General features: G+C 68.0%; 18 protein-coding genes. 4 read left to right on the forward strand and 14 right to left on the reverse strand.

Annotated elements, in window-relative coordinates:
- Positions 1-84 precede the first annotated feature (84 nt).
- The 3 genes from EPN51_RS13650 to EPN51_RS13660 all read right to left on the reverse strand — a co-directional run bounded on the left by EPN51_RS13650 (position 85) and on the right by EPN51_RS13660 (position 4,441).
- Entirely contained in the window at positions 85-2,490 is a 2,406-nt protein-coding gene (locus tag EPN51_RS13650) for a phosphoketolase (protein WP_293043405.1), read from the reverse strand.
- Between the two features lie 44 nt (positions 2,491-2,534).
- Positions 2,535-3,383 (reverse strand): SDR family oxidoreductase, encoded by an 849-nt coding sequence (locus tag EPN51_RS13655; protein ID WP_293043407.1) that lies wholly within the window; start codon positions 3,381-3,383, stop codon positions 2,535-2,537.
- 134 nt (positions 3,384-3,517) lie between these two features.
- The gene (locus EPN51_RS13660) at positions 3,518-4,441 is read right to left on the reverse strand and encodes an undecaprenyl-diphosphate phosphatase (RefSeq protein WP_293043409.1); all 924 of its coding nucleotides are present in this window, start codon (positions 4,439-4,441) and stop codon (positions 3,518-3,520) included.
- Between the two features lie 206 nt (positions 4,442-4,647).
- Between EPN51_RS13660 and EPN51_RS13665 the strand changes: the two genes are divergently transcribed.
- The 3 genes from EPN51_RS13665 to EPN51_RS13675 all read left to right on the forward strand — a co-directional run bounded on the left by EPN51_RS13665 (position 4,648) and on the right by EPN51_RS13675 (position 10,908).
- Positions 4,648-7,056, forward strand: a complete 2,409-nt coding sequence (locus EPN51_RS13665; protein ID WP_293043411.1) for a CoA transferase — start codon at positions 4,648-4,650, stop codon at positions 7,054-7,056.
- Positions 7,057-7,147: 91 nt separating this feature from the next.
- Positions 7,148-8,632, forward strand: coding sequence for an acetyl-CoA acetyltransferase (locus EPN51_RS13670; protein WP_293043413.1), 1,485 nt, complete (start codon positions 7,148-7,150; stop codon positions 8,630-8,632).
- Between the two features lie 113 nt (positions 8,633-8,745).
- The gene (locus tag EPN51_RS13675) at positions 8,746-10,908 is read left to right on the forward strand and encodes an NAD-dependent epimerase/dehydratase family protein (protein WP_293043415.1); all 2,163 of its coding nucleotides are present in this window, start codon (positions 8,746-8,748) and stop codon (positions 10,906-10,908) included.
- On the opposite strand, the gene EPN51_RS13680 is transcribed toward EPN51_RS13675, so the two are convergent.
- The 8 genes from EPN51_RS13680 to EPN51_RS13715 all read right to left on the reverse strand — a co-directional run bounded on the left by EPN51_RS13680 (position 10,882) and on the right by EPN51_RS13715 (position 18,794).
- A complete protein-coding gene (locus EPN51_RS13680) occupies positions 10,882-12,114 on the reverse strand; it encodes an FAD-dependent oxidoreductase (RefSeq protein WP_293043417.1) in 1,233 nt (410 codons plus the stop codon). The genes EPN51_RS13675 and EPN51_RS13680 overlap by 27 nt on opposite strands.
- 43 nt (positions 12,115-12,157) lie before the next feature.
- Positions 12,158-12,883 carry a DUF72 domain-containing protein gene (locus EPN51_RS13685; protein ID WP_293043419.1) on the reverse strand — a complete coding sequence of 242 codons (726 nt, stop codon included), beginning with the start codon at positions 12,881-12,883 and terminating at the stop codon, positions 12,158-12,160.
- Positions 12,884-12,890: 7 nt separating this feature from the next.
- Complete coding sequence (locus EPN51_RS13690; RefSeq protein WP_293043421.1) at positions 12,891-13,526, reverse strand: endonuclease; 636 nt, start codon at positions 13,524-13,526, stop codon at positions 12,891-12,893.
- Between the two features lie 61 nt (positions 13,527-13,587).
- Positions 13,588-13,920, reverse strand: a complete 333-nt coding sequence (locus tag EPN51_RS13695; RefSeq protein WP_293043423.1) for a TfoX/Sxy family protein — start codon at positions 13,918-13,920, stop codon at positions 13,588-13,590.
- A gap of 39 nt (positions 13,921-13,959) precedes the next feature.
- Positions 13,960-14,349: a nitroreductase family deazaflavin-dependent oxidoreductase gene (locus EPN51_RS13700; protein ID WP_293043425.1), complete on the reverse strand. Its 390-nt coding sequence runs from the start codon at positions 14,347-14,349 to the stop codon at positions 13,960-13,962.
- 65 nt (positions 14,350-14,414) lie between these two features.
- Positions 14,415-14,732, reverse strand: coding sequence for a hypothetical protein (locus tag EPN51_RS13705; RefSeq protein WP_293043427.1), 318 nt, complete (start codon positions 14,730-14,732; stop codon positions 14,415-14,417).
- Between the two features lie 360 nt (positions 14,733-15,092).
- Entirely contained in the window at positions 15,093-17,426 is a 2,334-nt protein-coding gene (lon, locus tag EPN51_RS13710) for an endopeptidase La (protein WP_293043429.1), read from the reverse strand.
- 123 nt (positions 17,427-17,549) lie between these two features.
- Entirely contained in the window at positions 17,550-18,794 is a 1,245-nt protein-coding gene (locus EPN51_RS13715) for an alpha-hydroxy acid oxidase (protein ID WP_293043431.1), read from the reverse strand.
- 18 nt (positions 18,795-18,812) lie between these two features.
- Between EPN51_RS13715 and EPN51_RS13720 the strand changes: the two genes are divergently transcribed.
- Positions 18,813-19,295, forward strand: a complete 483-nt coding sequence (locus EPN51_RS13720) for a DUF1810 domain-containing protein (protein ID WP_293043433.1) — start codon at positions 18,813-18,815, stop codon at positions 19,293-19,295.
- A 108-nt stretch (positions 19,296-19,403) separates the two neighbouring features.
- On the opposite strand, the gene EPN51_RS13725 is transcribed toward EPN51_RS13720, so the two are convergent.
- From EPN51_RS13725 to EPN51_RS13735, 3 genes are read right to left on the reverse strand one after another with little or no spacing between them, the layout of a single operon-like run.
- Positions 19,404-20,720 carry an alpha-amylase family glycosyl hydrolase gene (locus EPN51_RS13725; protein ID WP_293044043.1) on the reverse strand — a complete coding sequence of 439 codons (1,317 nt, stop codon included), beginning with the start codon at positions 20,718-20,720 and terminating at the stop codon, positions 19,404-19,406.
- 22 nt (positions 20,721-20,742) lie between these two features.
- Positions 20,743-21,279, reverse strand: coding sequence for an alkyl hydroperoxide reductase (locus EPN51_RS13730; protein WP_293043435.1), 537 nt, complete (start codon positions 21,277-21,279; stop codon positions 20,743-20,745).
- 38 nt (positions 21,280-21,317) lie between these two features.
- Positions 21,318-21,905 (reverse strand): peroxiredoxin, encoded by a 588-nt coding sequence (locus EPN51_RS13735; RefSeq protein ID WP_293043437.1) that lies wholly within the window; start codon positions 21,903-21,905, stop codon positions 21,318-21,320.
- Positions 21,906-21,982 lie beyond the last annotated feature (77 nt).

Genomic DNA, 21,982 nt, shown 5'->3' on the forward strand with positions numbered 1-21,982 from the left:
TCAGAGGGGTCGACTCCCTCGCATCACTCACCACGCTCGTTCTGCTCGCTCACCTCCCACGTCAGAGGGGTCGACTCCCTCGCATCACTCACCACGCTCGTTCTGCTCGCTCACCTCCCAGGTCCACCCCGAGATCGCCGGGTCGTCCTCACCATGCTCGCGGGTGTACATCCGCGCGGCGAGACGGGCGTCGGCCATGCGCTGCCGCAGCATGGCGGCGCGACTGGCCAATCCGTCGACCCGGTCGATGACGTCGATGACCAGATGGAAGCGGTCCAGGTCGTTGAGCATCACCATGTCGAAGGGCGTCGTCGTGGTGCCGCGTTCCTTGAACCCCCGCACGTGCATATGCGCGTGGTTGGTGCGGCGGTAGGTGAGTCGATGGATCAGCCACGGATAGCCGTGGTAGGCGAAGATGACCGGCCGGTCGCGGGTGAACAGCGCGTCGAACTCGCGGTCCGGCAAGCCGTGCGGGTGCTCCGAATCCGGCTGCAACCGCATCAGGTCGACGACGTTGACCACCCGGACGGCCAGCTCCGGCAGCTCGGACCGCAGGATGTCGGCGGCGGCCAGCGTCTCCAGCGTCGGGATGTCCCCGGCGCACGCCAGCACCACGTCGGGTTCGTCGGTAGCCGTGCTCGCCCATTCCCAGATGCCCAGGCCGCGGGTGCAGTGCGCGATGGCTTGGTCAATGTCGAGATACGCCAGCGCGGGCTGCTTGCCGGCGACGATGACGTTGATGTAGTCGCGGCTGCGCAGGCAGTGATCGGCCACCGAGAGCAGTGTGTTGCCGTCCGGCGGCAGGTACACCCGCATCACCTCCGGCCGTTTGTTGGCGACCAGGTCGATGAATCCGGGATCCTGATGCGACGCGCCGTTGTGGTCCTGGCGCCAAACATGCGAGCTGAGCAGGTAGTTCAACGACGCCACCGGTCGCCGCCACGGCAGTTCGCGGCTGGTGGCAAGCCACTTCGCGTGCTGGTTCATCATCGAGTCGACGATGTGGACGAACGCCTCGTAGCAGTTGAACAGGCCGTGCCGCCCGGTCAGCAGGTAACCTTCCAGCCAGCCTTGGCACAGGTGTTCGGACAGCACCTCCATCACGCGGCCGTCGGGCGCCAGGTGCTCGTCGTCGGGGTCGATCTCGGACAGCCATACCTTGTCGGTCGATCCGTAGACGGCGTCGAGCCGGTTGGAGGCGGTTTCGTCCGGACCCATGAGCCGGAACCGGTCCCGGTTGCGGGCGATCACGTCGCGCAAGAATGTGCCGAGCACCCGGGTGGCCTCGTGTGTGACGGCCGCCGGCCGCTCGACCGCCACGGCGTAGTCGCGGAAGTTCGGCAGGTCGAGGTCGTGCAGCAACAGCCCGCCGTTGGCGTGCGGGTTGGCGCTCATCCGCCGATCACCGGTGGGCGCCAGCGCCCGCAGCTCGGCCCGCAGCCTGCCGTCATCGTCGAAAAGCTGCTCGGGCCGGTAGCTGCGCAGCCACTCTTCGAGCTGGGCGCGGTGTTCGGGATTGTCGTGCGTCTGGGACAGCGGGACCTGGTGCGAGCGCCAGGTGCCCTCAACCTTCTTGCCGTCCACCATCTTTGGCCCGGTCCAGCCCTTCGGGGTGCGCAGCACGATCATCGGCCACACCGGCCGCTGCACCTCGTTGCCGGCGCGCGCCGCGCTCTGGATGCCCGTGATGTCGTCGAAGGCGTCGTCGAGGGCGGCGGCCAACTGCCGGTGCACGTCGGCCGGGTCGTCACCAGCGACCGTGATCGGCCGGTAGCCGTAGCCGCGCAGCAGCGCTTCGAGTTCGGTGTGCGGGATGCGGGCCAGCACCGTGGGGTTGGCGATCTTGTAGCCGTTGAGGGCCAGGATGGGCAGCACGGCGCCGTCGGTGACCGGGTTGAGGAACTTGTTGGAGTGCCAGCTGGCGGCCAGGGGCCCGGTTTCGGCCTCGCCGTCACCGACGACGCAGGCCACCACCAGATGCGGGTTGTCCAGGGCGGCGCCGAAGGCGTGCACCAGCGCGTAGCCGAGCTCACCGCCCTCGTGGATGGATCCCGGCGTCTGGGCCGCGACGTGGCTGGGGATGCCGCCGGGGAAGGAGAACTGCCGGAACAGCTTCCGCAGCCCTTCGGCGTCCTCCTCGATGCCGGTGTACACCTCGCTGTAGGTGCCTTCGAGGTAGGCGTTGGCGACCAGCCCGGGGCCACCATGACCCGGCCCGGTCACGTAGATGACGTCGGCGTCACGGTTGCGGATAATCCGGTTCAGGTGCGCGTAGACGAGGTTGAGCCCGGGGGTGGTGCCCCAATGCCCCAGCAACCGCGGTTTGATGTGATCGGTCGTCAGCGGCTCGGTGAGCAGCGGGTTATCCAGCAGATAGATCTGCCCGACCGATAAATAATTGGCGGCGCGCCAATACTCGTCGATCAGGGCCAATTCGTCGTCGGAGAGCGGAGATCCAGCGGGCGCGGTGGTTCGGGTTTCTAGGCTCACCCGGCCGATTGTCCGCGCCTTCGGTGAACAATGTTCGCGCGCGGCTATTCTTCGCCGCGGGCGCGGGCTTCGTACGCCTGGCGCTTTTCGGCGTCGACGTCGTCGGTGAAGACGTGGTCGCCGCCGAGCATCCGGTTGAGCCCCTCGGCGATCCGGCGCGGCCAGAACTTCTGGGACACCACCATCGCGCCCGCCGCCTTGGTGATCCGCACCCGCGGCTTCGGGTGGGCCACCAGCTTGACGATCGCGTCGGCGATCTCGGCGGGCTCGGCGTTGCGGAAGCCCTTCATCCCGGGCGTCCCGGCGACCAGCTCGGTGTTGACGAACGTCGGCAACACCATGGAGAAGTTCACCCCGGCCGAGCGGTACTCCAGGCGGGCCGAATCGGTGAACGCGACCACCGCGTGCTTGCTGGCGCAATAGGTGGCCAAACCGACGATGTAGAGCTCACCGGCCAGCGACGCGACGTTGATGACATGCCCCTTGCCGCGGGGCACCATGCGTTGTGCCGCCAGCTTGCTGCCCAGCATCACGCCGTAGACGTTGATGTCCAGAATCCGCCGGGTGACCGCGTCCGGCTCGTCGACGATGCGGCCGACCGGCATGATGCCGGCGTTGTTGATCAGCACGTCGATCGGGCCGAGCCGGCGTTCGACCTCGTCCAGGAAGTCCGAGAAGGAGTGCGGGTCGGTGACGTCGAGTTTCCCGTAGACGTCGAGGCCCAGGTCGGCGCCGGACTCCTTCACCCGCACCTCGTCGACGTCGCCGATCGCGACCTTGGCGCCCAGCTTATGCAGTGCGGTCGCGGTGGCCAGCCCGATTCCCCGGGCGCCGCCGGTGATGACGACGACCCTTCCGCGGACCTTGAGGCCAATGGAAGCCGTGTCTGCCATGTTCGGTCCCCTCCCGATTCTTGACGGGTGTCAACTAGACAACCCGGTAAGCACAGCACTCGAAGTTCCACCGCGCAACAACCTTCGGTGGCCAGCGCTCCCGCGGAAGGGCTCAGGCCCGATACAGCACCGGTTCAGCGCACGGCCAGCCACACCAGGCTGGCGCCACCGGCCAGGGCGCAGTAGATCGCGAACGGGGTCAGCGTCCGGGTCTGGAAGTACCGGGTGAGGAAGCGCACGGCGAGGTAGGCGCAGACGAACGAAGCGACGCTGCCGGCCAGCACCTGGCCACCGATGCCGGCGCCCAGCGGCCCGAAGAGTTCGGGGATCTTGTACACCCCGGCGGCCAGGATGATCGGTGTCGCGAGCAGGAAGGAGAAGCGGGCCGCATCCTCGTGCGACAGGCCGCGCCACAGGCCCGCCACGATGGTGATCCCCGAACGGCTGATGCCGGGGAACAGGGCAAGGATCTGCGCGGCGCCGATCACCAGGCCGCGGGACAGCGGGAGTTGGGCGAGCCGAAGATCCGAGGCCTCGTCGCCGTGTTCGAGCTCGGCGTCGGCCACCGCGGGCTGGCCCGGTCCGGGCGCGGGCGCGATGCGGCGCCGGAGCACCTCACCCACATACAGGGCGACGCCGTTGAGCAACAGGAAGGCGGCCGCCGGGAAGGGCTTGCCCAGCGTGGTGCGGAACAGCTGCTCCAGCGCCAGGCCGGCCAGACCTACCGGGATGGTGCCCACCACGATCAGCCAGGCCAACCGTTCGCCGGGTGTCTGGATCCGGCGATACCGCAGTGAGGAGAAGAACCCCGCCAGGATGCGCACCCAGTCACGCCAGAAGAAGAGCAGCAGGGCGGCGGCGGTGGCCACATGCAGGCCCACGATGAACGCCAGATAGGGCGAGTGGGGAGCCGAGACGCTGAGATCCTGGGCCCATCGCCCGCCCACGAGCGCCGGCACCAACACCGCGTGCCCCAGGCTCGAGACCGGGAACAGCTCGGTGACGCCTTGGAACGCGCCGACCACCACGGCCTCGACGTAGCTCAGGTGCGCGGTCATAGGGGATGCCTCCATCGGACGACAGGTCGCGGTCGGCCTGTGACGATAGCCCACGCCGCGCCGACGCGGGTCCCCGACTGAGCGTTCGGCCCGAGCCGAGCGGGTGGGCGCCGAATCCGCTTGCCCACCCGGCCTTTTGGCCGCTGCGTCGCCCGGTCGGGCGGGTGAACGCTCACCATGCAGCGCCCTGACCAGGCAGGTACGGTGTGCAGATGGCCGACGGGTTGCTTGATGCCGTGCGCGTCCTCGACTTGTCGAGCGGCGCCGCCGACGCGGTGACCCGACTGTTTGCCGACCTGGGTGCCGATGTCCTGAAGGTGGAACCGCCGGGCGGCTGCCTCGGACGCGACGCCCTGCCGACGCTGCGCGGTGCCAGCATCCCGTTCGCCGTGCACAACGCCAACAAGCGCAGTGCGGTGCTCGATCCGTTCGACGACGAGGACTGTGCCCGCTTCCTGGACCTGGCCGCGCAGGCCGACATCGTCGTGGACGCCGGCTCCGACGAGCGCGGCGCCATGTTCGGAACCTCCGGCGAGGAGCTGGCCGCCCGCTACGCGCACCTGGTGGTGCTCTCGATCACCGACTTCGGTGCGACCGGCCCGCGGTCCACTTGGCGCGCAACGGATCCGGTGCTGTACGCGATGTGTGGCGCGCTGTCGCGGTCCGGCCCCGCCACCGGCACCCCGGTGCTGCCGCCGGACGGCATCGCTTCGGCCACCGCGGCCGTCCAGGCGGCGTGGGCCGCACTCGCCGCGTACTACAACCGACTGCGTTGCGGCACAGGCGATTACATCGACTTCTCGTGGTTCGATGCCGTCGTCATGGCCCTCGACCCGGCCTTCGGTGCGCACGGGCAGGCCGCCGCCGGCACCCGGCGCACCGGGCGGTGGCGGGGTCGACCGAAGAACCAGGATGCCTACCCGATCTATCCGTGCCGGGACGGCTACGTCCGGCTGTGCGTGATGGCGCCGCGGCAGTGGCGCGGACTGCGGCGCTGGCTGGGGGAGCCGGAAGACTTTCAAGACCCCAAATACGACGTGATCGGCGCGCGCTTTGCGGCCTGGCCGCAGATCAGCGAGCTACTGCAGACACTCTTCGCCGATGAGGCCATGAAGGATTTGGTGGCCGCCGGACAGGCGCACGGGGTGCCCATCGCCGCGGTGCTGACGCCGCCGCGGATCCTGGGGTCCGAACATTTCCAGGCGGTGGGCGCGATCACCGACGTCGAGCTCGTACCCGGCGTGCGCACCAGCGTGCCGACCGGATATTTCGTGGTCGACGGCCGGCGCGCGGGTTTTCGCACACCGGTGCCCGCCGCGGGGTACGACGAACCGTGCTGGCGTGGCAATCCCTCGGTGGTGCCGTCCACCTCGGGCCGGCTCGGCGACTATCCCTTTGCGGGACTGCGGATTTTGGATCTGGGCATCATCGTGGCCGGTGGTGAGCTGAGCCGGTTGTTCGCCGATCTGGGCGCCGACGTGATCAAAGTCGAAAGCGCCGATTACCCCGACGGATTGCGGCAGGCCCGCGTCGGTGAGGCCATGAGCGAGTCCTTCGCCTGGACGCACCGCAACAATCGGGGATTGGGGCTGGATCTGCGCAGCGCGGAGGGCAAGAAGATCTTCGGCCGGCTGGTCGCCGAGGCGGACGCGGTTTTCGCCAACTTCAAACCGGGGACCCTTGCCGCACTGGGGTTTTCCTATGATGAGCTACGCGCCATCAACCCGCGGATCGTGCTCGCCGAAAGCAGCGCGTTCGGCGACGCGGGGCCGTGGAGCGCGCGGTTGGGTTACGGCCCGCTGGTACGCGCCACGACCGGTGTCACCCGGCTCTGGACGTCCGACGGCGCGGAGGACGAGGCCGACGGGGCCCGGCACGCGTTTTACGACGCGACGACGGTGTTCCCCGACCACGTGGTGGGCCGGGTCACCGCGATCGCGGCGCTCGCCGCGCTGATCCACCGCGACCGGGCCGGCAGGGGAGCGCACGTCCACATCTCGCAGGCCGAAGTCGTGGTCAATCAGCTCGACACGCTCTATGTCACGCAAGCCGCCCTGTCCGCGGGCATCGCCCAGATCCGCGAGGACACCGGCCTGCACGCGGTCTGCCCCTGTGCCGGTGACGACGAATGGTGCGTCATCTCGATCCGGTCGGATGACGAATGGTGCCGTGCCACATCGGTTTTTGACCACCTCGACTGGGCGGAGGACCCGCGCTTCGCCACCGGCGAAGCGCGGCTGGCCCACCGTGGCGAGTTGGTGGGACTGGTCTCCGCCTGGACGCGCACCCGCACCCCGCTGCGGGCCGCCGAACTGTTGCAGTCGGCCGGAGTTCCGGCCGGGCCGATGAACCGCCCACCTGAGATACTCGAGGACGCGCAGCTGATCGCGCGCAACGTGTACAGCCCCATGACTCATCCGCTGATCGAGAATCCGCTGCCGGCCGAGACGGGACCGGCGCCGTACCGCCACATTCCGCCGGCGCGGCAGGCCCCGGCGCCTCGGCCCGGGCAGGACACCGTCGAGATCTGCCGAAACGTGCTGGGAATGAACACCGCCGACATCCAGCGACTGATCGACGACCGTGTGCTGTTCGGCGCGACCGACGACGCCTGAGCCACCCCCATCGCCCGAATGTGCGGCCAGCCGCACGCTCGCGCCCGAGTGTGCGGCCAGCCGCACACTCGGGGTCCGATAAATTCGTCGTATGACCGTTGACCCCAGGACCCCGGTTTTGATCGGCTATGGCCAGGTCAACCATCACGATGACATCGATCCGGCGAAGCGGTCCGTCGAGCCCATCGACCTGATGGCAGCCGCGGTCGAGCGGGCCGCCGGCGCCGCGGTGATCGAGGCGGTCGACTCGATCCGGGTGGTCAACATCCTGTCGGCCCAGTATCGGGATCCCGGCCTGTTGCTCGGCCAGCGAATCGGCGCCTCCGGCTTCACCACGCTGTACAGCCCGGTCGGCGGCAACGTGCCGCAATCGCTGCTCAACCAAGCATGCCTGGACATCCAGCGCGGCCGCGCGGGGGTCGTGCTGCTGGCCGGCGCCGAAACCTGGCGCACCCGGCGGGGCCTGCGGGCCAAAGGCGCCAGACTGGTGTGGACCGAGCAGGACCGCTCCGTCCCGATGGCCGAGGTCAGCGGCGACGACGTCCCGATGGCCGGTGACGCCGAGATCAGGATCCAGCTCGACCGGCCGGCCTACGTCTACCCCCTGTTCGAGCAGGCGCTGCGCGTGGCGAACGACGAGTCGATCGACGACCACCTCAAGAGCATCGGGGAGCTGTGGGCACGGTTCAACGCCGTGGCGGTGGACAACCCGCACGCATGGATCCGCAAGCCGTCGACCGCCGACGACCTCCGCCGGGCCGGCCCGCAGAACCGGATGATCAGCTGGCCCTACACCAAGCTGATGAACTCCAACAACATGGTTGACCAGGGCGCGGCGCTCGTTCTGACCTCGGTCGAACAGGCGAGAAGGCTGCGGATCCCGGCGCAGCGGTGGGTGTACCCGCACGCGGGCACCGACGCGCACGACACACCGTCCATCGCCGAGCGTCACGAACTGCACCGGTCCGCGGCGATCCGGATCGCCGGTGCGCGCGTGCTCGAGCTGGCCGGCCTGGGCATCGACGACGTCGATTACGTGGACCTGTACTCATGCTTTCCCTCCGCGGTCCAAGTGGCGGCGGCCGAACTCGGATTGAGGGTCGACGACCCCGCCCGGCCGCTGACCGTGACCGGCGGGCTGACGTTCGCGGGCGGCCCGTGGAGCAACTACGTGATGCATTCGATTGCCACTATGGCAGAGTTGCTGGTGGCCAATCCCGGCAAGCGCGGTCTGGTCACCGCCAACGGCGGCTACCTGGCCAAGCACAGCTTCGGCGTCTACAGCACCGAGCCGCCCGCCGAATTTCGTTGGGAGGACACGCAACCAGCCGTCGATCGGGAGCCGACGACCGACGCGGTGGTCGCGTGGGAAGGCGTTGGCACGGTCGAAGCCTGGACGACACCGTACGACCGCGAGGGAGCGCCGGAGAAGGCCTTTCTGGCCGTGCGCACACCCGATGGGTCGCGCGCCCTGGCCGTGGTCACTGATGGCGCCGCGGTACAGGCATCGGTGCGGGAAGATATCGGTGGCGCCAAGGTTGCCGTCGCCGCGGACGGCAGCGCGACGCTGCAGTAGCCCCGTCCCTGGGCATGACGCCGGGCCGGTGCGCCGATCGTGGGGTAACGGTCGCGTAGCCCATGTCAACTTGCCTATTGTTGAGTGCTGAGGGTTGGGGGAGGTGAGGCCAGGTGCACATCCTGGTTACCGACGCCACCGGCGCACTCGGGCGGCTGGTCGCTGGGCAGCTCATCGCTGCCGGGCACACGGTCAGCGGCATTGCTGAACTCCCGCACGCCTGCCTGGACGGCAACGTCGAGTTTGTTTGCGCATCGCTGCGCGACCCCGTCTTGCGAGAGCTCACCGACGAGGCCGACGCGGTCATCCACCTGGCCCCCATCGATCCGACCGCGCCCGGCAGCGCCGGCATGGACGGGCTCGCGCGGGTGACCGATGCGGCCGCCCGCGCCGGTTCCCGTCTGTTGTTCGTGTCGCAGGCCACCGGCCGGCCCGAGCTGTATCGACCGGCCGATGAACTGGTGTCCTCGAGTTGGGGGCCGACCGCGGTCATCCGGATCGCACCGCCGGTCGGTCGTCAACTCGACTGGATGGTGTGCCGTACCGTGGCCACGCTGTTGCGCACCAAGGTCTCGGCGCAGCCCATGCGCGTGCTGCACCTCGACGACCTGATGCGCTTTTTGGTCTTGTCGCTGAACACCGACCGCACCGGTGTGGTGGACCTCGCCAGTCCGGACACCGTCAACATGGTCACCGCCTGGCGGGTGTTGCGCGCCGCCGACCCGCGTTCCCGGCTGCGCCGGGTTCGCAGCTGGGCGCAGCTGATACCGGAATTCGATGTTGCTGCGGCACAAGAGGATTGGATGTTCGAATACGGCTGGCACGCGCTTGACGCGGTCGCCGACACCGCGCGTGGACTCGTCGGTCGCCGGCTCGATAGCGCCGGCGCGATCAATCACGGCGGTCAGCTTGCGCTGCCCGTCGAGGTGCTGCCGCACCCTCGGCGGCCGGCCGGCGACGACGACGTGCACACCGCCGCGCCGGACGGCATGGAAGGCGAATTCGACGACCAGATCGATCCGCGGTTCCCGGTCTTCAGCGGCACCGCACTGGCCGACGCGCTGCCCGGACCGCTCACCCCGATCACGCTGGACGTGCAATTGAGCGGATTGCGCACTGCGAGCCGGGTATTGGGACAGGCGCTCGCGCTCGGCGGCGCGGCCGACGCCGAATGGGGCAGCAGGGCCATCGCGGTGTTCGGCCACCGCCCCTACGTCGGGGTGTCGGTCAACATGGTCGCGGCCAGTCAGCTGCCCGGCTGGGACCAGGAAGCCGTCACCCGCGACGCGCTTGCCGGCCAGCCTCAGGTCGGGGATCCACTACCGTTCGGCGAGCCGGCAATGACGGCGGGAGCGCTTGGTTCGGTCGCCAAGGCGGTCGCCGCGGGACGATCGGTTGCCCTCTTGCGTCACCTGCGGGCGAACACCCGGGCGTATTGCGCCGCCGCGGGCGCGGAGCACGTTGATGCCGCTCAACTGGCGCTGCTGCCGGAAGCCGCTCTGGAGGTTCGGCTCCGGCTGTTGCGCGACCGCATTCACCAAGGCTGGATCCTCAACGCGCTCTGGTTGATCGACACCGGTGTCGCAGCCGCAGCGCTGGTCCGCAGCCAGGCGGGGCGCAGCGTGCCCGGGCTGGGCATGATCACCGACAGCGGGTTCGTCGCTGCGGAGACGGCCGAGTTGGCGTCGGCGTTGCGGGCCGACCCACCGTTGCGCGCGCTGGCCGCCGAGGGCAACCTCGCGAGCATTCGTGCGCTGTCCCCGAAGACCGCTGCCGCCGTGGATGCCGTCGTCGCACGGATCGGACACCGCGGCCCGGGCGAGGCCGAGCTGGCCAGCAAGACATTCGCCGACGACCCGACGATGTTGCTGACCGCCGCCGCCGCAGCCGCCCCCCAGGAACCCGCGCCGGTCACGCTGGCCGAGCGGCTGGCCGCCAACGCCCGCGGTTCACGGGAGCTGGCCCACGACACCACGATGCGGTTCACGCACGAGATGCGAATGACGTTGCGGGCGTTGGGGTCCCTGCGAGTCGAGGCGGACCTGATCGATGCCGTCGACGACATGCACTACTTGACATGCAATGAACTGGTCACCATGCCGGGCGATGCGCGGCTGCGGATCAAACGCCGCCGCACCGAACGCGAACGCTTGCAGGCGCAACGACCACCGGACGTCATCGACGGGACGTGGGCGCCCATTCCGCACGGCGCTGACGGCTCGGACGCCGAGCCCGCCGCCGGCGACGGCTCAGCCGAGCAGCTCACCCAGGGGTGACTGCGGGTCGGCCAGTTTGTCGGCGTCGACGGAAACCCTGGAGTTGATCAGCGCCTTGACGTCGTCGAGCACGTCCCAGATGTTGACGTTCATTCCGGCCAGCACCCGGTTGTCGCCGTCGAGCCAGAACGCGACGAATTCGCGGCCGGCGACGTCGCCGCGAAACACCACTCGCTCGAAGCTGGGGGCGTGGCCGACGTATTCCATGCCGAGGTCGTATTGGTCGGTGAAGAAATAGGGCAGCTCCGCGTATTCGCCTGGCGTGCCGAGCATCCCAGCCACCGCCACGGCCGGCTGCTTGAGCGCGTTGGCCCAGTGCTCGGTGCGGATGCGGGTACCGAACAGCGGATGTTCGGCGGCGGCGATGTCGCCGACCGCATAGATGTCGGGATCGCTGGTGCGCAACGACGCGTCGACCAGCACCCCGCCGTCACCCAGGGACAACCCGGCTTGTTCGGCGAGCTCGATGTTGGGCTTGGCTCCGACGGCCACCAGCACGGCGTCGGCGGTGATCGTCGCCCCGTCCCGGGTCCGCACGCCGGTCGCCGAGCCATCGGTCCGGGTGATCTCCTCGACCTGTGTCTCGAGCCTCAGATCCACCCCGTGCTCGCGATGCAGGGTGGCGAACACCTCGCCGACGGTCTCACCCAGCGCGGCCATCAGCGGCTGTTTGGCGGCTTCCACCGCGGTGACCTCCACGCCCCGCTGGCGCGCACTCGCGGCCACTTCCAGCCCGATCCACCCGGCACCGACGACCGCGAGCGAAGCCCCCTCGGTCAGAACAGCATCCAGGGCCGCGGCGTCTTCGTAGGTGCGCAGGTAATGCACGCCGCTGGAGTCCGATCCCGGTATCGGTGGGCGCCGCGAGGCCGATCCCGTCGCCAGCAAGAGCTTGTCGTACGGGACGGTGGTGCCGTCGAGCAACCCCACGGTGTGGCCGGCGGCATCCAGGGTGGTCACCCGCGTCTTGAGCCGTAAGTCGATGTTGTTGTCCCGATACCAGTCGGAGTTCTGCACGGTGAAATCGGTCAACGACTTTTTACCGGCCAGATACTCCTTGGACAGCGGGGGCCGCTCGTAGGGCAGATGCTCCTCCTCGGCGAACACAGTGATGTGTCCATCAAATTTATTGTCGCGCAATGCTTCTACGGCTTTAGCTGCGGCGAGTCCGCCGCCGATGATGACGAAACCGGTCGAGCTGGCCATGGTGGGTGCTCCGTTCTGTCGAAGCTTCAGCCTACTTGAGCGCTCACCTCAACAGCTCGCGCAGGTCGAGTGCGTTGCGGACCGCGTGGCCGCCCAGGTCGTTGTTGAAATACATCCACACGTCCTTTCCTTCGGCATCCCACTGGGCGATCCGATCGGCCCAGCACCGCAAGTCGTCGGCCGGGTAGGAGCCGGCGTAGTCCGCGTCCGGATCCGGGCCGTGCATCCGGATGTACACCAGGTCCGTCGTCGTCCGGGGGACGCAGTGGAGCCCGAGGCCACTCATCACCACATACGCGGCGCGATGGCGTTTCAATATCTCGAACACCGCGGGGTCATTCCACGACGGGTGACGGAGTTCGACGGCGACGCGGATCGATCCGGGCATGCGCTCGAGGAACGTGTCCAGGCGCGTGTCGTCGCGCTGTTGTTCGGGGTGCAACTGCACCAGCAGCACTCCGTGGCGATCACCCAGGAGTTGCCAACAGCGTTCGAATCGCTCGATCCACGGTTCGGGTGAGGCCAACCGGCGGTAGTGCGTCAATCCGCGATGCGCCTTGACCGACATGGTGAAGCCGTCCGGCAGTTGATCGCGCCAGCCCTCGAACGTCGAATCCTGCGGCCACCGGTAGAAACTGGCGTTCAGTTCGACCGTGTCGAACACCTCGGCGTAGCGGGCGAGCCGGCGCCCCGACGGGGTTCCCGGCGGGTACAGCACATTGATCCAGTGGCTGTACGACCACCCCGAGGTACCGATGCGTATGACCACTGGGCGCTCAGCCGGTCACCTGCTGACGCACGTCGTTGTCCAGCGACGCCCTGACCAGGGCGGCGGCCAGCCGCGCATTGGCCTTCGGCGCAAGGGTTCTCAGCTCCGCCGGTTCGGCGGGCAAGCCCAATCGCTTGGCGGTGCCGGTGGCCCGGTCATCGAAATAGGGCCGCACCCACGTCCACACGTCCTGAACCTCGCGCAGGTAGATGTCGGCGCCGGTATCACCGATGCCCTTGAACTTCTTGAGCATCCGTTTCACCGCTGCCACGTCGCGCCCACTGCGATCGGCCGATTCACGCAGATCACCGGAGTAGTCGTCGCGAAGGCGTTCGGCCATGTCGGTGAGCCGGGTGGCCGAGCTCTCGTCGTAACGCACGTAGCGCGCGCGCCCGAAGGCGTCGATCATGGTTTGGCGATCCGATGCCAGCACGGATTTGGGAGTCCGCAGGCCCGCCTTGAAGAGTTCGCGCGCGGCGCCCATGGCGATGGCCGCATCGATCGGCTTGCTGGCGAGCATGCACAGCACCAGAAGCTGGAACAGCGGCATCGGCTTGTCGCTCATCGTGATGCGCGCCTGCGCCGCATACGTCGTGCCGGCAACGTCGAGCAGTCGTCGCAGCCGTCGGTCGCGATTGTCCATATCGCACCGCGTACCCCGACGGTGCCGGGGCAAACGGCGCTCGCTATTTGGGCTATTTGGGCTATTTGGGCGGCAGGCCGCGCGCGTGGCCGACCCCGCGGGTGACCCAACCGTGCAGCTGGCGCTTGGTTCGCACCCCGGCCGCCTCGACACGCAACCAGCCCCGGGCTTCCCGCCCGGCCATCACCATCGGGCTGACGTGGGCGCGCTCGACGAGTTTTTCGGTGTCCTCCGGCGGCACCCGCACCAGCAGCCCGCCCTGGCCGCTCACAGCCACCGACATGTTGCCGTTGACCAGAAACGCCAGACCGCCGAACATGCGCTTTTCCTCGATGCCCGGCTGAGATCCGAGGAGTTCGCGGATCCGGTTGGCCAGGTCTTCGTCGTAGGCCATGCCCGACCTTAAGGCCGGCCGCCGACACACGCGGCGGTGTCAGTCCAGATCCACTCGGATGGTCAGCAGATCGCTACCCATCAGACGCACCGCCGCGCTGTTGAGCTTGGGCAGGTTGCCCAGCCGCTGCCGTGGGTCGTCGTCGGGCAGCAGGTGAGCGGTTCCGTTTGCCCACCGACCGCCGAGGCGCACCCGGACGGCGGGGTTGGCCTTGATGTTTCGGACGTAATCGGAACGCTCTCCGTGCTCGGAGACCATCCAGAACTGGTTGTTCACGACACGCCCGCCCACCGCGGTGCGCCGCGGCTGTCCCGACTTGCGGCCGATGGTCTCGAGCATCGTCACCGGCAGCTGCCGGCCCACGGGGTTCACCACCATCCGTTGAACTCGATGAACCACTTGCCGTTTCAGATCCCGGATGTCAGTCATATCTCGCGATTCTGCCGCACGAGAACAGCCGCCGCGGGTGAGCGGCGGCTGTCTCGTCGTGCCGGTTAGGTCGCGTAGGCGACGAATTGACCGCCGGGCAGGAAAACGCCCCACTGGTTTACGGCCGGGTTAAATACGACTGGGTATTCGCCCGGTTGGCCTGGCGGCATCCAGTTGGCGGGATACCCGTACCCGATCGGATCGTTGTAGTGGCCCGGCGGCGGGAATCCGCGCTGCCCCGGCGGAAGCGGGGTGCCCGGACCGATGCAGTTGACGCCGGGTCCGGCGTTACAAATTGGTACCCCCTGCCCCGGCAACGGCCCCGGGCCCGGCACATTCTGGCCCGGCAACGGCCCCGGTCCCGGCATATTCGGGCCAGGCACCGGTCCCGGCACATTCGGCCCATTCGGATCGGCTTGCGCCAAGCCGGCACCAATTCCGAGCGCACCGGACGTCAGAGCACCTGCAACTACGGCGCTAGCAGCGATTCTGTTCAACCTCATGATGAACTCCTTATCGAGCCGCTTGGCTGCCATCCGGCGGCCTCGCAGCAGTGATTTGTTGTTCGTCACCCACGCCTTTTCGACGTCGGATAGAGGTCATCCCCCCTCGGCGGTCTTCCCTCTGCGCTATCGCGTACCCGTCCCCGGGGGAGGCCAAAACTTCTCAACCACCCCGGGGCATCACGTCAGGCGTGACTGAACATGGGTTCAACGGTGCTCAGTATCAGGTGCCCAGCGGCATCAGGCGGCCACCGCGGCGGCGGCGGCCCCAGGCTCCAGCGCCTGGGCCACGATCTCGGCGACGTCGGTCATCGGCCGCACGTCCAGCGCCTCGAGCACCTCGGCGGGCACGTCGTCGAGATCCGGCTCGTTGCGCGACGGAATGAAGACCGTTGACAGTCCGGCACGTTGGGCCGCCAGCAGCTTCTGCTTCACCCCGCCGATGGGCAACACCCGACCGTTCAGCGTGACCTCGCCGGTCATGCCGACGTCGGAGCGGACCTGGCGGCCGGTGGCCATGGACACCAGGGCGGTCACCATGGTGACACCGGCCGACGGGCCGTCCTTGGGCACAGCGCCGGCGGGCACGTGCACGTGGATGCGCCGGTCCAGCGCCTTGGGGTCGACGCCGAGTTCGCGAGCGTGTGACCGCACGTAGGACAGCGCGATCTGCGCCGACTCCTTCATCACGTCGCCCAGCTGACCGGTCAGTTGCAGACCCGCCTCACCGTCGGTGGCGCCGGCCTCGATGTAGAGCACGTCACCGCCCAGGCCCGTCACGGCCAGGCCGGTGGCCACGCCGGGCACGGCGGTGCGCTCGGCCGACTCCGGCATGAAGCGCGGACGGCCCAGGTAGTCAACCAGATCCGGCTCGTCGATCCTCAGCGCTTCGGGATCCCCGTCCGTTTCAGAGGCCAGCTTGGTGGTCGCCTTGCGCAGCGCCTTGGCCAGCAACCGTTCGAACTGTCGCACACCCGGCTCGCGGGTGTAGTCGGCGGCGATCTTGCGCAACGCGGCATCGGTGACCGCGACGTCGTCCTCGGTCAGCGCCGCCCGCTCGCGCTGCCGGGGCAGCAGGTAATCCCGCGCGATGGCGACCTTGTCGTCCTCGGTGTAGCCGTCGATAGCCACCAGCTCCATGCGGTCCAGCAGGGCCGACGGGATGTTCTCGATCACGTTGGCGGTGGCCAGGAACACCACATCGGACAGGTCCAGGTCCAGATCCAGGTAGTGGTCACGGAAGGTGTGGTTCTGCGCCGGGTCGAGCACCTCGAGCAGCGCAGCGCTCGGGTCGCCGCGGTAGTCGGAACCGACCTTGTCGATTTCGTCCAGCAGCACAACGGGATTCATCGATCCCGCCTCGCCGATCGCACGCACGATCCGGCCCGGCAACGCGCCCACATAGGTACGACGGTGCCCGCGGATCTCGGCCTCGTCGCGCACTCCGCCCAGGGCGACGCGCACGAATTTGCGGCCCAACGCGCGGGCCACGCTTTCACCCAGCGACGTCTTGCCGACGCCGGGGGGACCGGCCAGGACCATCACCGCGCCGGAGCCGCGGCCGCCGACCACCTGCAGTCCGCGCTGGGCGCGACGGGCCCGCACGGCCAGGTATTCGACGATGCGGTCCTTGACGTCTTCCAGCCCGTGGTGATCGGCGTCCAGGACTTCCCGCGCGGCCTTGAGGTCGGTGGCGTCGTCGGTCTTGACGTTCCAGGGCAGGTCGAGCACGGTGTCCAGCCACGTGCGAATCCAGCCGCTTTCCGGGCTCTGGTCGCTGGAGCGTTCCAGTTTGCCGACTTCGCGCAACGCGGCGTCGCGCACCGTCTCGGGTAGGTCGGCCGCCTCGACGCGGGTGCGGTAGTCATCTGATCCGTCCGGCTCGCCCTCGCCGAGTTCCTTGCGGATGGCGGCCAGCTGCTGGCGCAGCAGGAACTCCTTCTGCGTCTTCTCCATGCCCTCGCGCACGTCTTCGGCGATCTTGTCGCTGACCTCGACCTCGGCGAGGTGGTCGCTGGTCCAGTCGATCAGCACACGCAGCCGATCGGCGACATCGACGGTCTCCAGCAGTTGCCGCTTCTGCACGTTGGTCAGGTAGGAGGCGTACCCGGAGGTGTCCGCCAGCGCCGACGGATCGGACAGCCTGTTGACGTAATCGATGATCTCCCAGGCCTCACGGCGTTGCAGCATGGCCAGCAGCAGCTTCTTGTACTCCGCCGCCAGGGCCGTGATCTCCTCGGTGGTCTCGGTCTCGGGGACCTCGGTCACCTCGACCCACAGCGCCGCTCCGGGACCAGATGCGCCCGCCCCGATCTGGACCCTGCGCTCACCGCGCACCACCGCGGCGGTGCCACCACCGGCGACCCGTCCGACCTGCAGAATCTTCGCGATCACGCCGTGCGATGGATAGCGGTCCTCGAGCCGAGGGGCGATCAGCAGCTGTCCCGATTCACTGGCCTGGGCGGCGTCGATCGCCGCGCGGGCAGCGTCGTCCAGCGCGATCGGCACCACCATTCCGGGCAGCACGATGGTGTCGTTGACAACTAACACCGGCACCGATGTGGCTTCAGCCATCAAATCCTCCAAAAGTTGAGTCTGATGCGCTTAACCCAGCCGGGCGCCGGTTTGTTCCCGTGAGCCGCGGCCGTCACGAGCGTGCGGCCAGCCTCACACCGGGCAACGAGGGTGCGGCCGGCCTCACACCGGCGGCGAAATGGGGCCCAGCCGCTTCAGCTGCGTGACGTGCTTGGGCGACAGCTCCTCCAGGCACGTGACTCCGAGCAGGCGCATCGTGCGGGTCACGCCCTCGCGCAGGATGTCGATCGCCCGGCTCACCCCCGCCTCACCGCCGGCCATCAGGCCGTACAGGTAGGCCCGCCCGACCAGTGTGCACCGGGCCCCCAGCGCGACCGCGGCGACGATGTCGGCGCCCGACATGATGCCGGTGTCCACCAGGATCTCGGTGTGCCGACCCAGCTCGCGGGCCACCGTGGGCAGCAGGTGGAAGGGCACCGGGGCCCGGTCCAGTTGGCGCCCACCGTGGTTGGACAACACGATGCCGTCGACGCCGCGGTCGACGACCGCGCGGGCATCGTCAAGCGTCTGGATCCCTTTCACGACGAGCTTGCCGGGCCATTGCTCCTTGATCCACTCCAAGTCATCGAAGGTCAGGCTGGGGTCGAACATCGTGCTCAGATACTCGGCGACGGTGCCGGGCCAGCGGTCCAGCGACGCGAACGCCAGCGGCTCGGTGGTCAACAGATCGAACCACCACCTGGGGTGGGGCACCGCGTCCAGTACGGTTCGCAGCGTCAGCGTGGGCGGGATCGTCATCCCGTTGCGGTTGTCGCGCAGTCGCGCGCCGGAGACCGGGACGTCGACGGTGGCCAGCAGGGTGTCGAAGCCGGCGTCGGCGGCCCGTTTCACCAGCGCCATCGAGCGTTCGCGGTCGCGCCACATGTAGAGCTGAAACCACTTGCGGCCCTGCGGGACGGCGGTGACCAGGTCCTCGATCGCGCAGGTGCCCAGCGTGGACAGGGAAAACGGGATCCCTGCTCGGGCCGCCGCTTGCGCGCCGGCGATCTCGCCTTCGGTGTGCATCAGCCGGGTGAACCCGGTGGGCGCGATCCCGAACGGCAGGACGACCGGTTGGCCGAACACATTCCATCCGGCAGTCACGTTGCTGACGTCGCGCAGGATCGTCGGATGAAATTCGATGTCGCGGAAGGCTTGTCGGGCACGCTCGAGGGACAGCTCGTCTTCGGCGGCACCGTCGGTGTAGTCGAACGCCGCCTTCGGAGTGCGTCGTTTGGCGATACGCCGCAGATCCTCGATGGTGTAGGCGGCGGCGAGGCGGCGCTTGGTCGCGTTGAACTCGGGCCGCTTGAAATGCATGAGCGGGGCGAGGTCGCGCACTGTGGGCACTCGTCGTTGGGAGGACATGTGTGCAACCGTAGTCAGATGGAATCGGCAGGCGACCCCTTCGATCTCCAACGTTTTGTGGAGGCGCAGGATCCGGTCTACGGCAACGTCGTCGGCGAACTCCGCGACGGACGTAAGCGCAGTCACTGGATGTGGTTTGTCTTCCCGCAGCTGCGCGGTCTGGGCGGCAGCCCGACCGCAGTCCACTACGGTATCTCCTCGCTGGACGAAGCTCGCGCGTACCTGCGCCATGAACTGCTGGGGCCGCGACTGCGCGAATGCGCCCGGCTGGTCACCACGGTGCAAGGACGAACGATCGGACAGATATTCGGCTCGCCCGACGACCTCAAGCTGCGCTCGTCGATGACGCTGTTCGCCCGCGCCAGCGACGACAACCGCGACTTCCTCGCGGTGCTCGAGAAGTATTACGACGGCCGCCAGGACGAGCTGACCCTGGGGCGCCTACGCCCGATGGGGACGACCCGCTTCACCCGGCTACACCACGCTCGCGATCGCCCCTAGGCCCGATGGGGACGACCCGCTTCACCCGGCTACACCGCGCTCGCGATCGCCCCTAGGCCCGATGGGGACGACCCGCTTCACCCGGCTACACCGCGCTCGCGATCGCCCCTAGGCCAGACGTAGAATTCGCCAGCCGTGCGGGTCCACGACCAGTGCGTCGACCACCTCTGGCGGCGGCACCGCCGATCCGCCGATGACCTGTGCGCGCCCCCTGCCCAGCTCTGACAACGAAACATGCAGCGGTTCGCCGTCGATGTTGAGCACCACCAGCAGGGCATCGTGGCCGTTACGCGTCTCATAGACGTAGTGCCGGTTTTCCAGCCGCAACGCGGTGGTGGATGCCGCATGCAGCCACGGGTGGCGCCGACGCAACCCGACCAGGTACTGGTGCAACGCCCAGACCTCGATACCGAAGTCATCCAGTTGCAGTGGGGGAGAGCTGAATTCCGGGCGCACGACGTCGTCACCGCCAAACCGTTCTTCCTTGACGCCGTGAAACCCGAGCTCGTCGCCGGCGTAGATGCAGGGCACCCCGCCGATGGTGAGCAGGAGCACCAGCGCGTGGGCCACATGCGCGGGGTTTCCCAGCCGGCTGGCGATGCGGGTGACGTCGTGATTGCCGATGAACGTCAGTGGCGCGAAGCGGCGCAGAAAGTCGTTGTGGCGCTGCAGCGCCCAATCCAACTCGAAGAAGTTGCCGTCGTTGAGGCTGCTCCAGATCGCCTTCCACAACTCGTATTGGGTGGCCGAGTCGAACGTGGCGGCCTCGACGACGGTGGCGTAGTCGCCGTGGATGAGTTCGCCGACGAACCAAGCCTCCGGATACCGCTCGCGCACCCGAGGCAGCGTGGACGCCCAGAAGCGTTGCGGAACCGCGTAAGCCGCGTCGAGACGCCAGCCGTCGGCGCCGCGCCCCAACCAGTGCGCCATCACCTCGACGGTGTAATCCACGACTTCGGGATTGTCATGGTTGAGGGTGATCAGCCCGTCGTGGCCTTCGAACGTGTGAAAGCGTCCCGGACGTCCGCGGAACCACCGCGCGGCGGCGGCGTCGTCGGGCGCCTCCCGGTAGCGCGGGAAATCCACCCCGACATGGTTGAACACGCCGTCGAGCAGCACGCGCAGGCCGCGCCGGTGCGCTTCGGCGACGAGGTGTTCGAAATCGGCGTCATCACCGAGTCGGGGATCGATGCGGTAGTGGTCGGTGGTGTCGTAACCGTGTGTGCGCGAGGCGAAGATCGGGCCGAGCGCGATGCCGGATGCCCCGAGTTCGATGGCGTGGTCGAACCAGTCGACGAGCCGCCGCAACCGGTGTTCGTCCGGTTGCGGCGGCTCGTTTGACTGCGGCACGGGGAACGCGCCCACGAACCCCAGGGGGTAGACCTGCCACCAGATCGCGTCCGGGACCCAGCTGGGTCCCGACACGGCACCGGTCACGACGGCACGATCAGCCGACGGTTGCCAGCGTCTGGGAAGCGACAATCGCCTGGGCCACGCCGGAAACGATCGCCGCGGCCTTCAGTGCCTCCTGGATGGTTTCCCGGCTGACACCGGCTTCGCGCAGCGTGTGCTCATGCGAGGCCACGCAATCCGGGCATCCGTTGATCGACGACACGGCAAAGCACCACAGCTCGAAGTTCGCCTTCGCCACGCCGGGATTGGCGATGATGTTCATCCGCAATCCCGCGCGCAGGTCGTCGTACTTGCCATCGAGGAAGCCCCGGCCGCGGTAGAACACATTGTTCATGGCCATGACCGATGCGGCTCCCAGCGCCGCGTTGTATGCCTCGGCGGACAGGGTGTTGGCCGCCTCGGTGCCAATCTCGTTGAGCACCTGCGCGTTCCGGGTGGCCGCGGCGCTCGCCAACAGCGTGCCCCACAGCTGCTCCTCATTGAGCTCGGTCGTGCGAGTGATCGAACCCAGGTTGAGCTTGAGGTCCTTGGCGTACTCGGGCAGCGCTTCTTTGAGGTTTTCTACGCTCATCCCGCCTCCTCATGAGACCTTATGCGATCGGGTCCAAATCAGGCCGACTGCTTGAGCAGCTCGGTGGCGTCCAGCGTCGGGTCACCCTTGCGCCAGTTGCAAGCGCACAGTTCGTCGGATTGCAGGGCGTCCAGAACGCGCAGCACTTCCTCGACGTTGCGGCCCACGGAACCCGCGGTGACCGAAACGAACTGGATCTCGTTGTTGGGGTCCACGAGGAAGGTCGCCCGGTCGGCCACGCCCTCGGCGTTGAGCACACCGGTTGCCAGGCTCAGCTCCCGCTTGATGTCCGAGAGCATCGGGAAGGGCAAGTTCTTGAGGTCCTCGTGCTGGGCACGCCAGTTGAAGTGCACGAACTCGCTGTCGATGGACGCGCCCAGAACCTGAGCGTCGCGGTCCTCGAACTCGTCGTTGAGCTTGCCGAAGGCGGCAATCTCGGTCGGGCACACGAAGGTGAAGTCCTTCGGCCAGAAGAACACCACGCGCCACTTGCCGGCGTGGTCTTCGCTGGTGATGGTGGTGAAGTAGTCGTCAGGCTGCTTGGCGTCGACCTTGGACAGGTCGCCCGCGATCAGCGCAGTGAGCTCGTAGTCGGGGAACTGGTCGCCGATGGTTAGCAGAGGCATGTCCGCTCCTTATCTGGATTAACTCAAAATTAGCTGTCTTCCCACCATATTGCCGCGTACCCTTCTTGAAGTAAAGG

Source organism: Mycobacterium sp. (assembly GCF_004298145.1).
Classification (GTDB): domain Bacteria; phylum Actinomycetota; class Actinomycetes; order Mycobacteriales; family Mycobacteriaceae; genus Mycobacterium.

What these genes read in the sequence shown, in the direction of transcription:
- EPN51_RS13730 (WP_293043435.1), bottom strand. Translation starts at nt 21,279, where the DNA reads ATGAGCGTAGAAAACCTCAAAGAAGCGCTGCCCGAGTACGCCAAGGAC.
- EPN51_RS13680 (WP_293043417.1), bottom strand. Translation starts at nt 12,114, where the DNA reads ATGGCCAGCTCGACCGGTTTCGTCATCATCGGCGGCGGACTCGCCGCA.
- EPN51_RS13660 (WP_293043409.1), bottom strand. Translation starts at nt 4,441, where the DNA reads ATGACCGCGCACCTGAGCTACGTCGAGGCCGTGGTGGTCGGCGCGTTC.
- lon (WP_293043429.1), bottom strand. Translation starts at nt 17,426, where the DNA reads ATGGCTGAAGCCACATCGGTGCCGGTGTTAGTTGTCAACGACACCATC.
- EPN51_RS13670 (WP_293043413.1), top strand. Translation starts at nt 7,148, where the DNA reads ATGACCGTTGACCCCAGGACCCCGGTTTTGATCGGCTATGGCCAGGTC.
- EPN51_RS13720 (WP_293043433.1), top strand. Translation starts at nt 18,813, where the DNA reads ATGGAATCGGCAGGCGACCCCTTCGATCTCCAACGTTTTGTGGAGGCG.
- EPN51_RS13655 (WP_293043407.1), bottom strand. Translation starts at nt 3,383, where the DNA reads ATGGCAGACACGGCTTCCATTGGCCTCAAGGTCCGCGGAAGGGTCGTC.
- EPN51_RS13715 (WP_293043431.1), bottom strand. Translation starts at nt 18,794, where the DNA reads ATGTCCTCCCAACGACGAGTGCCCACAGTGCGCGACCTCGCCCCGCTC.
- EPN51_RS13700 (WP_293043425.1), bottom strand. Translation starts at nt 14,349, where the DNA reads ATGACTGACATCCGGGATCTGAAACGGCAAGTGGTTCATCGAGTTCAA.
- EPN51_RS13690 (WP_293043421.1), bottom strand. Translation starts at nt 13,526, where the DNA reads ATGGACAATCGCGACCGACGGCTGCGACGACTGCTCGACGTTGCCGGC.
- EPN51_RS13735 (WP_293043437.1), bottom strand. Translation starts at nt 21,905, where the DNA reads ATGCCTCTGCTAACCATCGGCGACCAGTTCCCCGACTACGAGCTCACT.
- EPN51_RS13695 (WP_293043423.1), bottom strand. Translation starts at nt 13,920, where the DNA reads ATGGCCTACGACGAAGACCTGGCCAACCGGATCCGCGAACTCCTCGGA.